The following is a 14,662-nucleotide window of genomic DNA, read 5'->3' as shown; positions in this document are numbered from 1 at the left end:
CCCGCACCACGGCCGGCGCACGCGGAGCACGGGGGGTTTGCCCAGCCGCTCTCCCCCGACCAGGAACGCATGTGGCTGTTCGACCAGATGCTGCCGGCGTCGCCGGGGTACGACGCGCCGACCGTGGTGCGGGTCCGCGGTCCCCTGTCGATCGCCGCCATGGACGTCGCCCTAGACCGGCTTGTCACCCGCCACGACAGCTTCCGGACCCGTTTCCCGCGTACCGGTGACGGCGTACCGGTGCAGGTCGTCGACGCCGCCCTGGCGGCCCGTCCGCGCTGGCGGTACCTCGACCTGGCCGGCCTGCCCGACCAGCGTCGGCTCACGGTCGCCGCCGACGTGGTGCGGCAGGCCGCCGCCCGACCGTTCGACCTCGACCGCGGTCCACTCTGGTACGCGGCGGTGATCCGCCTCGGCGTCGACGACCACGTGCTGCTGCTCGGCATGCACCATCTGGTGGCCGACCTGTGGTCCCTCAACATCGTGATCGACGAACTCTCCGCGGCTTACCGCGCCGCGTCACACGGCGGTGCGCTGCCGGCACCCGTACCCCCCGCCCAGCCGGCCGGCCTGGCGCTACGGCAGCGCGACCGCCTCACCCCCGCTCGACTCGACCGGCTGCGCCGGTGGTGGGCGGACCACCTGACCGGAGTGCGCCCCGTCGCGCTGCCCACCGATCGGCCCCGGCCACCGCTGCCGAATCTCACCACGTACTGCCACGAGGGTCAGCTGCCGCCGGACCTGGCCGACGCCCTACGCCGGATCGGCCACCAGCACCGGGTGACGTTGTACGCCACCCTGCTTGCCGCGTTAAACACGTTGGTGGCCGGGTGGAGCGGGCAGGGCGACCTGCTCACCGTGTCGGTGACCGCGGGCCGGCACGGCCGGGCCGCGGAGGGCACCGTCGGGCTGCTGACCGGCTGCCTCGTGGTCCGCGTCGACACCACGAAGGCCGCGACGTTCGCCGCGCTGCTGCCCGTGGTTCAGGAGGCGGTGGTCGATGCGCTGGACCACGCGGCGCTGCCCTTCGCGGACCTCGTCGCACACGTCGACCCCGGCCGTGACCTGGAGCCCAGCCCGCTGAGGCAGCTCGGTTTCTCGCTGCACAACACGCCGTCGGCCAGCGCCGAGTTCCCCGGCGCGACCATCGGGGCGCTGCCACCCCGGCAGGACGCGTGGCCCCGTGGGGTCTCCGAGGCCGACCTGTGGTGGGAGGTGTTCGACCACGGCACCGGCCCGCTGGCCTACCGACTGCAGGCCGACGACCGTCTCTTCCGGCCGGACGGCCCGCGACGGGTCATGTCCGCGCTCCGCCAGCTGCTGCACACCGTCGGCCGTCACCCGGAGACGCCACTGTCCCGGCTGGCGCCGGTGGCGCTGCCCCGCCCGGCCCCGGCCGGATCAGGTCAGGTGCCGCCGATGCCGGCGGCCGCCACGGACCACCCGCTGGTCGAACCGGCGCCGGCACACCTGCGCCACGCCGTGGCACTGCTGGTCACCGAGGTGCTCGGAATCGCACCGACCTCCGACGAGGACAACTTCTTCCGGCTCGGCGGCACCTCGATGGACGCCGTGCGGCTGGCCGCCCGGCTGGCCGCGGACCTAGGTGCCGAGGTCTCGCTCTACGAGCTGATGACCACCCGGACCGTGGCCGGGATGGCTGCGGCGGTGCACCGGGCGCAGCGCGATTCCGTCACGCGCTCATCCCGAACGTCGTGGTCATGAGCAGCACACCGGTGACGATCTGCACCACCCGTTCGTAGCCGACCCGGCGGGCCGGGGGTAGTTCGGCGAGTCGCGCGACCAGGGCCCGCACCCGCTCCGGCGCGAAGAACGGGAGCGTCTCGACGGTGTCCTCGGCCACGATCTGTCGCAGTCGGCGCAGCGTCGCATCGTCGGTGACCGCGGGCGGTGCCTGGAAGCCGCGTTTGGTGCCGGCGGCCAACTCCGGGGCGAGCAGGTCACCCATCGCGTCCCGCAGCAACGGCTTGCTGCCACCGCCCTCGGCATACCAGGGCAGTGGAGTCCATTTGACGACGGCGAGCAGCTGGTGATCGAGGAACGGCAGCCGCACCTCGAGCGCGTGCGCCATGTCCAGGCGTTCCGCCGCGAGCAGGTAGTTGCACAGCCAGGTCTTGGCGAACAGGTAGCTGGACTGGTGGAACGCGGATCGGCCGCGCAGCTGGTCGTGGGCCGCGTCGATCAGGTCACCGCAGGGTCGGACCGTGGCGAACTGCGCGGCGAACCCGGGCCGCAGCAGGGGTCGGACCGCGGCGCCGACCGAGAGGTAGCGGTCGAGGATCCAGGCCGGCAGGAATCCCAACCGGTCGACGATGCCGGTCAGATGTTCGGCGCCGGCGGCGGTAAGCCGGTCCCGGGCGGCGGCGAACCCGGCACCGCCGCCGAGGGTACGGGCCAGGTCGACGCGGGACTGTGGGTAGCCGGCGAACATCTCGTCGCCGCCCTCGCCGGCGAGGACCACCCGGTAGCCGTGCGCGCGGATCAGTTCTGCCTGGCGGAGCCGGGCGATGCCGTGGGAGTTCTCCTGGATCATCTCGCCGTGTGCCACCACGGCCTCGACGTGACCGGCGAACTCGCTGCCGCTGATCGGGATCTCGGTGTGCACGGCGCCGGCCCGGATGGCCGACCGTCGCGCCTGCTCACCCTCGTCGAACGCGTCGCCGTCGAAGCGGACGGTGAACGTCGCGGGTGGTCGGCTGCGGGCAGCCACCGCGACGATGGTCCCGGAGTCCATCCCGCCGCTCAGGTGATATGCGACCGGTACGTCGGCACACATCCGGACCTGCACCGCGTCCATCACGGCTTCCCGTAGCGCCGCCAGGTGCCGACCCCGGTCGCCGCCGGACGGAAGTTCCGTCACCGCGGGCAGGTCCAGGTCCCAGTAGCTGCCCAGCCGCACGTCGCGCCCGTCCGTGCGCAGCCAGCACCCGGGCGGCACCTGGCGGATGTCCGCGAACAGGGTGCGGTCGGCCGGCTGGCACACCACGAGGTGCTCGGCCAGCGCGGCCGAGTCCCAGCGGGCCGGTACGCCGAGCGCCAGCAGCGCCTTGATCTCGGAGGCCAGATAGATCCGGCCGGCGTGCCGGGTGTAGTAGAGCGGCTTGATGCCGAAGCGGTCACGGGCGGCGAACAGTTCCCCTCGTGGTTGGTCCCAGATGGCGAAGGCGAACTCGCCCCGCAGCAGCGGCAGGGCCGCGGCGCCGCGTTCGGCGTACAGGTGCAGGGCGATTTCGCTGTCGCTGCGGCTGGCCAGTAGGTGGCCGCGTCGGCGCAGGTCGCGGCGGATCGCCTGGTATCCGTAGAATTCGCCGTTGGCCACCAGGTGGTACGCGCCGTCGGCGGTGTGCATCGGCTGCCGGCCGCCGTCGAGGTCGATGACGGCCAGTCGGGTGTGACCGAGCAGGGCCCGGCCGTCCGGTGACCGCCAGGTTCCGCTGCCGTCCGGTCCGCGGTGGGTCAACGTTCGGACGGCGGGGTCGATCCCGTCGGGCGGTAGGTGGCCGGTGGCCGCGACGGCCGCGACGATGCCGCACACGGCGGCTTATCCCGGTTCCGGGGCCGGCCGCCAGTGGACCTGGTCGCCGTCGAGTTCGGCGCCGGCGAGGCCAGCGGAGGTCAGGTACCGGTCGGCGAGGTCGGCCATCGCCGGTTCGGGGGTGAGCAGAACGTCGCCGTCGCGGAGGCTGACCTGGGCGATGCCCCGTTGGCGCAGGAACGCCAGGATGCGCTCCTCCGGGCTCGGCCGGTTGGCCAGGAGGCGCTCGCGGTGGCGTGGGTCGAGGTCGGGATGGGCAATGTCGAGGATGAGCACCACTCGGTCCTCGGTGCCCTCGTGACCGACCTCGTGCTCGAAGGAGTCGTCGAAGATCAAGCAGCGTCCCTCCTGCCAGGTTAGCGTCTGGTCGGCCACCCGGATCCAGGCGCCGGACGGCACCGTGATGGGCAGGTGGATGCGCAGGACGGCATTGGTCGAGCCACAGTGCGGCATGATGCGGGTTCCGGGGGTGAGCCGGGAGACCAGGATGACGCCGGGGCTGAACGTGGTGACCTCGGGGATCTCGGCCAGGATCGCCCGGGTGACGGGCAGGTGGCGGCACGTCTCCTCCTGCCAGCGGCCGTCCCGGAACAGGTATGCCTGCCGCCACGAGCCGGCCTGCAGCAACCAGTCGTCCTCGACGGTGGGCTGCACCGGGTTGCCAGGGGCGGCAAGGACGCCGCGTACCTCGGCCTGGATCTCGGGGAACCGTTGTTCGAGGTGGTCGACGAACCAGAAGCGGGACGGGTCGGGCAGCGGATCGGCGGTGAGATCCGCGAGATGGTCACGGTCGCGCTGCAGCGGGTGCGTCCACACGCCCTGGGCGACCGCGAGTCGGGCACACGCGCGGGCGTGTTCGGTGTGGCCGGCGGCATGCCAGGTGTCGATCAGGCTGCTGTAGTTCGTGCGGGCGACCTGGGTGAGGTACCGCTCCGAGCCCGAGTCCCGACCGTTCATCCGTCACGCCTTATCGTCGGCGCGGTGCCAGATCACGTCGTCGCCGCGCAGTTCGACGCCGTCGATCCCGGTGGCCCGCATGTACCGCTGGATCATGTCCCGCAGGCCCGGCTCCGGCTGCAGCACGATGTGATCGCCGTTCTTGGCCACGCCGGTGAATCCGCCGTCGCGCAGAAAGGCGATGATCTGCTCCTCGGTGGTGAGCCGACGCTGGAGCAGGCGGGCCCGATGGTCGCCGCCGAGGTCCGGGTGCAGCGTGTCCAGAATGAGCACGACCCGGTCCTGTGTGCCGTCGTGGCCGACCTCGTGTTCGAAGGAGTCGTCGAAGACGAGGCATCTGCCTTCCTGCCAGACGGTGGTGTGATCGGCCACCCGCAGCCACACCCCGGGCGGGATCCGGATCGGTAGGTGCACCCGCAGCAGGGCGTTGGTCGGACCGCAGTGCGGCATGATGTGGGTTCCCGGCTCGACCCGGGACACCGTGATGACGCCCGGGTTGAACGTGGTGACCTCGGGGATCTGCGCCAGGATCGCGCGGATGGCCGGGAAGTGCCGGCAGACGTCCTCCTGCCACTGGCCGTCGCGGAACAGATGCGCCTGCTTCCATTCGCCGCGTCGGATCAGCGCGTTGTCGTCGGTGGTCGGTCGTACCGGGTCGGCCGGCCGGTCGAGGACCTGCTCGATCTCCGCGCGGATCTGCGGGTAGTGCTCCTCGAGATACCCGACGAACCAGAAGTCGTCCGGATCGTGCAGCGGCGTGGCGCGCAGGCCGGGTACGTGCTCGCGGGCCCGCTGCAGCGGGTGCTCCCAGACTCCCTGCTCGACCGCGAGGTCGGCGCAGGCCCGCGCCTCCTCGGGCCGACCGCCGTAGTGCCAGGCGTCGATGAGGTTGCCGTAGTAGCGGCGCGCGGTCTGGAGAATGTACTGCCGGGTGCCGGTGTCGTCGGTCCGCGCCGGGGCCGGGCGGTGCGCGGGCGGGGGTTCGACGGGTTGGATCGTTTCGGCCATCGGTGGTCCTTCGGACGGCTGGCCGCCTGGTATCCGGGCGGGATCGGCGGTCATGGCTCGACGGAGCAGCTCGGCGGCGCGAGCCCGCTCGGGGGCGGTGCGGATGAACAGCGCCTGATCCGCCAGCGACTTCTCCCGGGTCATCCGGTGCCGCTGGTAGGTGGCGTCGAACGGCGCCTTGTAGTCCTGATAGTGCAGGTGGTCGACGAAGATCCCGGGTATCGGGTACAGCCGGTCGATCCGGCGGGCGAGATCGAAGATCCACCGTTCGGCCTGCCACTGCTGGAAGAGTTCGGGTGCGTAGTAGCCGAGCGTCGCGTACCAGTCGCGGCTGACGATCGGGAAGTCGCAGCCGCCGTCCGGGTACTGTCCGGCGTCGAAGTAGAGGCAGGCCACCCGGTCCGGGTGATCCTGAGCAACCTGCGCCACACGCCGGTCCAGGGCCACGTCCCAGCCGTGGTCGACGTATAGCTGGTCGTCGTTGGCCATCGCGAGATAGCCGCCGGTGGCCAGTTCGGCGAGCGTGTTCCACGCGGGTGGTACGCCGACCGGCGGACCGACGTGCAGCACGACCCGGGCGAACCGTCGAAGCCGGCGGCTCGCCGCCAGCCGGCGGTAGGCGGCAAGCCGCGGGTCGTCGGAGTCGACGTAGCAGAGGATCTCGATCCGGCTCGGGTCGACGGCGGTGCGGGCCATGCTGGTCAGCAGGCGGTACAGGCCGGCCGGGCGATCGCGGGTCGGGCAGAGCACCGAGATCTGTTGCGCCGGCACGGCGGGACCGGTGCGGGCGCTGGCGGCGATCCGGGAGATCATCTGCCGTGGTCGCAGGTAGAGCGCCTGGCGGCCGGCGTGGCGGATCCGGATGGTGGCGTTGAGGGTCGGCACGACCCAGGTGCCGCGTCCACCCGCGTCGCGTAGCGTCGCCGTGGCGAGGTCCTGCAGTTTCGCGGTGCGGTAGCGGGCGAGGTGGCCGAGTAGGAGCCAGCCCAACGCCCGCATCGGGCTCGGACCGTCGGTGGCCGGCATGGGTGTGCCGCTCATTGCGTTGATCCGGTGATCTGCTGGCGGCGGGCGGTCGCGGGCCCGGATGGTCGTAGCGCCTTTGCCACGGACTCGGCGAGGTCGGCCACGGTCAGCTCGTTCGGGGCGGTCGCCGCGGCGATGCGCCGCAGCGCGGCGGCGAGGCCGTCACCCGTCGCCCGGCCGAGCGGGGCGGCGGCCCGGGTGGAGCGGATCCGGATTCGGAGCCGCTCACCGGGTTGGGCTTCGCAGACCAACGGATACCCCTCCCGCACCTCGTTGGTCAGGTCGGTGACGAGCAGCCGGCGGCTGGCCGTGCCGTCGGTCACCGAGGTCGGGAAGTTCTCGACGACGACCAGGGTGTCGAAGGACGGGCCGGTGCCGGGAAGGCAGCGGTCGACCTCGGTCAGCGGCGTGCGCTCCCAGTGGGTGAGTTCGTTCTGGTGCCGGTGCACCCGCCGCAGCCAGTCGGGCAGGGCCGCCCCGGGATCCAGCCGTACCCGCAACGGCAGCGTGTTGATGAACATACCGACGGCCAGGACGGGATCGGGTCGGATCGTGGTACGCCCGGACACGGTCACACCGAAGGCCACGTCGCGGGTTCCGGTGAGCCCGGACAGCGCGACGGCCCAGCCGGCGTAGAGGATCGTCGGGACGGTGACGCCGGCCTGGCGGGCCACGACGGCGAGCCCTCGCTCCTCGGCGGAGGTCAGGGCCAGTTCGGTGGTGTCGTAGCCGTCGCCCGGCGGTCCGTTCTCGGACGGGTCGCCGACCTCGCCGATGGCAGGAACCCGGGTCGGCACGAACCCGGCGAGCCGCTGCCGCCAGTAGGCGGCGGGCTCCGGGTTGTCCTCGTCCGCCGGGGTCAGCCGCGTCTGCGGCGTCGAGGGGATCGCCCGCTCCGGCTCGTCGTAGGTGTCCAGGAACTCGCGGAGCACCACCTGCTGGGACCACCCGTCGAGGAGCAGATGGTGGTGGGTGAAGACGAACCGGGCTGTGGTGTCGGTGAGCCACAGCAAGGCGAGCCGCAGCAGCGGCGGACGGGCGAGGTCGAACGGGCGGGCGCGGTCCTCGGTCAGGTACCGACGCACGGTGCGATCCTGCTCGTCGGACGTGAGCCGTCGCAGGTCGTGTACCTCCAGCGGCACCGGCACCCGGTCAGCCTGGGACTGGTACGCGAGGCCATTGGACACCTGCGGGTGTCGGCGTAACGCGGGGTGGCGGTCGACGATCGACTGCCACGCGGCCTCGAACGCCGGCGGGTCGATCTGGCCCGCTAGGTGGGCCGTCGCCTGTACCAGGTACGCGGTCCCGGTGGGGTCGGCCAGGCTGTGGTAGAGCATGCCCAACTGCATGGCGGTGAGCGGGAGCGGTGCCGGCATCGCGCCGGTGCGGGACGCCGACGGCGGCGAGTCGGCTACCGGTTCGTGATCCGTCTGGATCGGGTCGTCGGCCAGCGCCCCGGCGATCGCGTCGACCGTCCGGAGGGTGAGCAGGTCATGTGTGGTGAGCTCGAGCCCAGCGGCGCCGGCCTTCGCGACCAGCACGATCGCCGTGATCGAGTCGCCGCCCAACGCGAAGTAGTCGTCCCGGGTGCCGACGTCTGGCTGTCCCAGTACCTCGGCGAAGATGCCGAGCAGGGTGCGCTCGGTGTCGGTGCGAGGCCGGCCGTGACCGTCGGCGGTCCTCTCCCCCGCCAACAGCTCGGTTCGTGCCGTGCCGGGGGGCGGCAGCGCCGCATGGTCGATCTTCCCGCGTACGGTCAGCGGGAGCAGGGGCAACTGGATCAGGTGGTCGGGGACCGCGTATCCGGGCAGCCGCTCGGCGAGCCATGGCCGCAGGTGCGCCTCGGCGGGCGCCGCGCCCTCGGCGGCGGGCTCGGCCACCCAGTAGGCGACGAGCTGCCCACGGTCGTTCTCCCGATGCAGGATCACCGCCGCCTGATGCACGCCCGGCGCCGCCTCAAGAATCGCCTCGACCTCGGCGGGTTCCAGCCGATGACCACGGATCTTCAGTTGCCGGTCGGACCGGCCGAGGTAGTGCAACAGCCCATCACCGTCCCGCCAGGCGCGGTCGCCAGTCCGGTAGACCCGGTCGCCCGAGCCGAACGGGTCGGGTCGGAACCTGTCGGCCGTGCGAGCCGCGTCGTCGAGGTAGCCGCGGGCGACACCGATGCCGGCCACGCCGATCTCCGCAGCCACCCCGTCCGGTACCGGGAGCCCGTCGTCGAGGAGATGGACCCGGGCACCGGCGACCGGTCCGCCGATCGGTACGGGGTCCCGCTCGTCCCCGGCACCGGTGCGGTAGACGCAGCAACCCACGGTCGTCTCGGTCGGACCGTACTCGTTGATCACATCGCCGGGGTCGAGCAGCGTCCGCCACGGTCGCAGGTGGTGCCGCCGCAGCGCCTCGCCTCCGACGACGGCGAGTTGGGTGGCCGGCGTCTGGCCGGTCAGCCGCAGGTGCTCGCCGACCGCGGCGAAATGGGCGGGCGTGATCTTCAGTGGACCGTCAGCCTCCCCGACGATCGTCGTGGCGACCGCGGCGGGGTCGGCGTCGTCGGGCAGGAGCACCACCGTTCCCCCGGCGGCCAGCGGCGCGAACAGGCTGGTGACGCCGAGGTCGAACTCGACCGGTGAGTGCGCCACAGTACGGCTTCCGATACCGGCGCCGTACTCGTGGGCACACCAGCTCAGGTAGTTGGCGAGGGCGCGGTGCGGCACCGCGACCAGGTTCGGCCGGCCGGTGGACCCTGAGGTGGGCAGGACGTACGCCAGGGACTCGGCGTGGATCGGCACCGCGCCCGAGTTCGACGCCGGCTCCCCCGGCGGCCCTGTCGGGGACACGATCCGCATCCGCAGCGTCCAGGCGAGTTCGTCCCCGCGGGTGACGTATGCCGTCGCCCCGGTGGCGTCGACCAGATCGCGGCGGCGTTGCCCGGTCGTGCCCGGCGGAACGGGCAGGTACGCGGCGCCCGCGAACCAGACCCCCAGAATGGTGATCAGAAGCTCAGGGTCGCGCCGCCCGTCGACGGCGACGACGGTGTCGGGTCGGACCCCGGCGGCCAGCAGGCGTGCGGCCAGCGCCTCGGCGGCACCGACCAGCGTCCGGTAGGTCAGGTGCCGGTCGCCGCAACTGACCGCGACCGCGTGCGGGGTCCGGGCCGCCTGGGCGCGGATCATCGCGGGCGCCGGGACCGGCACGCCGACCGCCGGTCCGGTCGCGGCGGCCAGTTGCCGGTGGAGCGCCTCGGGCGGTAGCAGCGGGTCGGCGAGGCTCGACCGGTCCGGGTCGGTGGCGATGGCGCGGACCGCTGCCGCGCTGTACGCCGCGATCTCCTCGGCCAACCACGACCCGACCCTGGTCGGGTCGTAGTCCAGCAGCAGCCGGAGCACGCGGCCGGCGGGATCGAGGTGGTAATGGGCGGTCACCGGGACGTAGGTGCGGTCGGGTGCGTCTCCACCCGCCAGCGTCACCCCGTCCAACGCCGTGACGTCCCGGTACAGGTGAAAGTGGGTGTAGACGAACAACGTGTCGAACAGGCCGGCGGCACCGTGGTCGCGGTCGAGGCGGGCGAACGGATAGCGCCGGTGTGGCTGGATCCGGGCCTCCGCCGCGGCGGCGGCCCGGGCCAGCGCGCGCCAGCTCCCGGTGACCGGGACCCGCAGGGGGACGATGTTGTTGAACACACCGACCACGCGGTCACCGTCCGGTGTCTCCGGTCGCCCGTTGACCTCCAGGCCCGTCAGCACGGTCGGTTCCGCGGTGAGCAGCCGGACCACCCGCAGGTGAGCGGCGAGCAGCACGCTCTTGAGGGACACGCCCAGCTCCCGGGCGAGCCGCCGCAGGCGCTGGGTGATCTCCGGGTCGACCGGCACGATGATCCGCCGGGTGAGTCCGTCGGCCGGGCGGTCGGCGGGCGGCTCGCGGTACGGAAGCCGTCCGGGTCGCACCCCGTCGAGTTCCGCCGCCCAGAACGCACGCTGTTCCGGTGCCGTCAGGGCCGCCCGTTCCTCGTGAACGAACCGGCGGTAGCTGACGACCGGATCGCTCAGGCGCGAGGGGCGGCCAGCCCGGATGCCGACGTAGTCGGTGAGGATCTCGGTGAGGACCGTCGCGGTGCACCAGCCGTCCAGGGCGAAGCTGCTCAGCGACAGCTGGAACTTCTGGTCGTCGAGGCGGTGCACGGTGACCCGGCACAGTGGCCCGATCCGCACGTCGATGGGGTCGCGGCGTTCGGCGCGCAGCCAGTGCGCCAGTCGCCGGTTCTGTTCCGCGCCGGTCTCGGCCCGCCAGTCGACGACCCGAAGCGGCGGGTCCATCCGGGCGTGCACCACCTGCATCGGCTCGGGGCCGTTGGTCAGGTCGATCGTCGAGCGCAGGTAGGGGTGTCGGTCGAGGCACGCGGTGACGGCGGCGCGCAGCGCCGACCGGTCGAACGGTGCCTGGATCGACAGGCTGGTGACGTACACCTCGTGCCCGCCCCCGCCCATCTGGTGGAACAGCACGGCGCGCTGGGCGTACGACAGCGGGTAGGCGTCGACGGCCCCGTCGGGCAGCACCGCGCGAAGCGTGGCAGGACAGAGCGCGAACGGCAGATCGGCGGCGGGGCCCGGGTCCGGCTCCCGGAGGCCGGTCCGCTCCGCGGACGCCGCGAGTTCGCGTACGGTCGTGCCGGCGACCAGCTCCGCCACCGAGGTGGCGATACCCGCCCGGTCGAGGGCGGCGACCAGGCGGACCGCGGTGAGCGAGTCGCCGCCGAGGGAGTAGAAACCGTCGTCAGTGCCGACGTGCGGGAGTTCTGCACCAGCCTCGGGGCCGTGGCCCGCCAACACGCGCGCCCAGATGCCGGCGATCCGCCGTTCGAGCGGACCTGACCCCTCGGCGGGCAGCGGCGGCACCGTCGCGGGTGCCGGGGCTGGTCTCGACAGCTGTCCGCGGTTCAGTTTGCCGCTGCTGGTCAGCGGCAAGGCGGGCAGTGCCACGAGCCGGGTGGGCAGCCAGCCGGGAGGTAGTCGCCGGCGTAGTTCCTCCCGGGCGCGGTCCAGTTGAGCCGGCGTCAGCTCCTGGTCGGGCGGCGAATCGGCGAGCACGACGTAGCCGTACAGGAGTGGGCCGCTGCCGTCGTCGTGGACGTGGCTGGCCGCGTCGCGGACTCCGGTGATGGCGCGCAGGGCGGCGTCGATCTCGGCCAGCTCGATCCGGACGCCACCGATCTTCACCTGATCGTCGTCGCGTCCCAGATAGTCCAGCGCGCCGTCGGCCCGGCGGCGGGCGCGGTCCCCGGTGCGGTACCAGCGACCGCCGGGCTCCGGCGCGAACGGGTCCGGGCGGAAGGCGTCGGCGGTGCGCCCGGGCTGTCCCAGGTAGCCGCGGGCCACGCCGGTGCCGGCGAGGGCGAGTTCGCCGGCAACTCCCCGCGCCGCCGGCCGGAGGGCGCGGTCGACGACCAGGGCGCGGGTGTTCGCGATCGGCTTGCCGATCGGAACCGGTCCCGGCTCGCCGGGACGGCAGGCCCACCAGGTGGCGTCGATCGACACCTCGGTCGGTCCGTAGAGATTGCTGAGCTGCGTGGTCAACCGCCGCTGGGCGCGGTCGCGTAGCTCGGCGGGCAGGACCTCCCCGCTGCACACGAGGTGACGCAGCGCCGGCAACGGGCTGTCCAATGCCGTCAGCACCGGGTTGAGCAGGGAGGGCACGAAGTGCGCGATGGTGATCTCCTCGCGCCGGAGCAGCCGGGTGAGCTGGCCCGGTTCCCGGTGGGCGCCGGGTGGGGCGAGGACCAGGGTGGCTCCGGTGAGCAGCGGCCACCACAGCTCCCAGAGGGAGACGTCGAAGCTGGTGGGGGTCTTGTGCACGACCCGGTCCGCGGGCCCGAGCGGGAAGGTGTCCTGCATCCACAACAGCCGGTTCAACAGGCCGTGGTGGGGCACGACCACGCCTTTCGGTCGGCCGGTGGAGCCGGAGGTGTAGATGACGTAGGCGGCCTGTCGGGGGTGTGCGGCGGCCGGCGGACGGCGCGTTCCGGCACTCAGGCTGCCCGGCTGCGTTCGACCGCCGGGTGGCCGCAGAGCCGGTCGGGTGGTATCGGCGTCGATGACGGTGGCCACGGTGTCGGGGGTCGCGGCACGTGCCCGCCGATCGGTGATGACGACCCTGATGCCGGCGTCGGCGACGAGCCAGCCGAGCCGGTCTGGCGGGTCCCGTGGGTCGAGCGGGACGTAGGCGGCGCCGGCCCGCAGCACCGCGAGCAGGGCGGCCGGCAGTGCGGGCGACCGGTCCAGCAGCACGCCCACCGGCTCCTCAGGCCGGGTTCCGGCCGCGTGCAGGTGTCCCGCCAGCCGCTGCGCCCACCGGCGCAGGTATCCGACGCTGAGGTGGGTGGTGGTGTCGGCGGCTGCGGACGTGGCGTCGGTGGGCAGGGTGACGGCGACCGCGTCCGGCCGGTCGCGCATCGCCTGCTCGACCAGTTCGGGCAGCCCGGCGTCGGCCGGTAGCCGGCGCCCGGGACCGGTACCGGCAGCCAGCTCGGCGGACTCGTCGGCCGGCGTCGGGTACGGGATCTGGCCCAGTGGCAGGTGCGCGGCGGTGGTGAGGTGCCGCAGCAGGTCGATCAGCCGTTCGCCGACGCCGGCGATGGTGTCGGGCGTGAACAGGGTGTCGTCGTACTCGATGGTGCCGGCCAGACCGCCCGCCAGCTCGGCGATGTTGAGCGTCAGGTCGACGTGGGTCCACGGCTGCGGCACCGGTTCGACGGTGAACCGCAGTGCCCCGCCGGTGCCGCCGTTCAGCGTCGTGAGCTCTCCGCCGACGTTGAGCGCCAGGGCGCGCAGCCCTTCGTCGCGGTCGCCGTGCTCCTGCTGGTAGACGATCAGGGCCTGGACGAGGGGCGCCCGGCTGGTGTCGCGGGGCGGGTCGAGCCGGCGGACGATCTCCGCGAACGGGTAGGCCGCGTGGTGGAGGTCGGCCCGCAGGTTGTGCCCGAGGGTGTCGAGCAGGTCCGTGAACGGCAGCCGGTCGTCGATAACGGCCCGTACCGGGACGAGGTTGACCAGGCAGCCGACGGTCTGCGTGGTGCTCGGGTGGCCGCGGCCGGCGGCGAGCGTGCCGACCACCACGTCGCGCTGCCCCGCTTGGCGGGCCAGGGTCACCTGGTACGCCGCGAGCAACACGGTGAACAGCGTGCAGCGCTGGTGCGCGGCGAGGGCCCGCAGCTGCCCGGTGAGCGCCGGGTCGACGTGCAACCGGTGGATCGCGCCACGGAACGCGCGTCGGGCCGGGCGGGCCCGATCGGTGGGCAGGGCGAGGGTGGTCGGTGCTCCCGCGAGCCGGTCCGACCAGTACGCCCACAGGTGCTGGGCTCGTTCGGAGGCCAGCAGTACCGCTTCCCGGCGGGCCAGGTCGGCGGGGGTGACCGCCTCGGCTGGCGGCGCTGCCTGTCCGCCTCCGGATTCGGCCCGGTAGCGTGCCGTCAGGTCCCGGATGATCACGATCAGGGACCAGAAGTCGACGGCGACGTGGTGGGCCGCGAGCAGGAGCACGTGGTCGTCCGCGCCACATACCAGGAGCGTCAGGCGGATGGGTGGACCGACGCCGGGAGGCAGTGGACGGTTCGCTTCGCCGGTCAGGATGGTTCGCGGATCGCTACCGGCGAGGTCGAGGACGGTCAGGTCCGCGCTCGTGCCGGGGTGTGGTGGCACCGTGCTGCCCGCCGGGCCGTACCGGCTGTGCAGTGCCGGGTGCTGGGCGATGACCGCGGCGGCGGCGCGGCGCAGCGCGGCGGTGTCGAGCGGTCCGCGGATCCGCAGCGCCCGGGTCAGCACGTAGGCCGGCCCCGGGGGTGCGAGTTCCTGCTCGAAGAGGATGGCTTGTTGCATGGCGGACAGGGGCGTCGGGGTCGTGCCATCGGCGACCGCGGCGAGGTCCGGGGTGGTCCGCGGGGCGCGGCCCGCCATCGGGCCGTCGAGCAGTCGGACGGCCAGCTGGCGGGGGGTGGCGCCGGTGAGCAGGTCCCAGGGGGAAAGCTCCACCTGGTAGCGGAAGCTCAGCTGATGCTGCAGCTCGATGGCGGCGACCGAGTCGAGGCCGGCGGCGGCCAGTGGGGTGTCCACCGGGATGGGA

The 14,662-nt window shown here is 73.0% G+C and carries 5 protein-coding genes; 1 reads left to right on the top strand and 4 read right to left on the bottom strand.

The window, feature by feature from the left end; all coding sequences use genetic code 11:
• Positions 1–1,725: condensation domain-containing protein (locus tag C1I95_RS23980; protein ID WP_233513845.1), on the top strand; the 1,725-nt coding region annotated here is incomplete at its 5' end.
• On the opposite strand, the gene asnB is transcribed toward C1I95_RS23980, so the two are convergent.
• The 4 genes from asnB to C1I95_RS23960 are packed head-to-tail and all read right to left on the bottom strand — an operon-like array spanning position 1,694 to position 14,652.
• Positions 1,694–3,556: an asparagine synthase (glutamine-hydrolyzing) gene (gene asnB, locus C1I95_RS23975; RefSeq protein WP_111216882.1), complete on the bottom strand. Its 1,863-nt coding sequence runs from the start codon at positions 3,554–3,556 to the stop codon at positions 1,694–1,696. The two genes, C1I95_RS23980 and asnB, sit on opposite strands and share 32 nt — an antisense overlap.
• Before the next feature lie 6 nt (positions 3,557–3,562).
• Positions 3,563–4,513, bottom strand: a complete 951-nt coding sequence (locus C1I95_RS23970; protein WP_111216880.1) for an aspartyl/asparaginyl beta-hydroxylase domain-containing protein — start codon at positions 4,511–4,513, stop codon at positions 3,563–3,565.
• Positions 4,514–4,516: 3 nt separating this feature from the next.
• Entirely contained in the window at positions 4,517–6,562 is a 2,046-nt protein-coding gene (locus tag C1I95_RS23965) for an aspartyl/asparaginyl beta-hydroxylase domain-containing protein (RefSeq protein ID WP_146605807.1), read from the bottom strand.
• Positions 6,559–14,652, bottom strand: a complete 8,094-nt coding sequence (locus C1I95_RS23960) for a non-ribosomal peptide synthetase (RefSeq protein WP_158566454.1) — start codon at positions 14,650–14,652, stop codon at positions 6,559–6,561. Before C1I95_RS23960 ends, C1I95_RS23965 begins: the two co-directional genes overlap by 4 nt.
• Positions 14,653–14,662: the final 10 nt, after the last annotated feature.

Source organism: Micromonospora craterilacus (assembly GCF_003236315.1).
Classification (GTDB): Bacteria; Actinomycetota; Actinomycetes; order Mycobacteriales; family Micromonosporaceae; genus Micromonospora; species Micromonospora craterilacus.
Note: the sequence above shows the minus strand (reverse complement) of the source record. Positions and strands in the feature narration are given on the sequence as shown.

Excerpts from the sequence above, each read along its gene's own strand:
- C1I95_RS23970 (WP_111216880.1), bottom strand. The coding sequence starts at position 4,513 with ATGAACGGTCGGGACTCGGGCTCGGAGCGGTACCTCACCCAGGTCGCC.
- C1I95_RS23965 (WP_146605807.1), bottom strand. The coding sequence starts at position 6,562 with ATGAGCGGCACACCCATGCCGGCCACCGACGGTCCGAGCCCGATGCGG.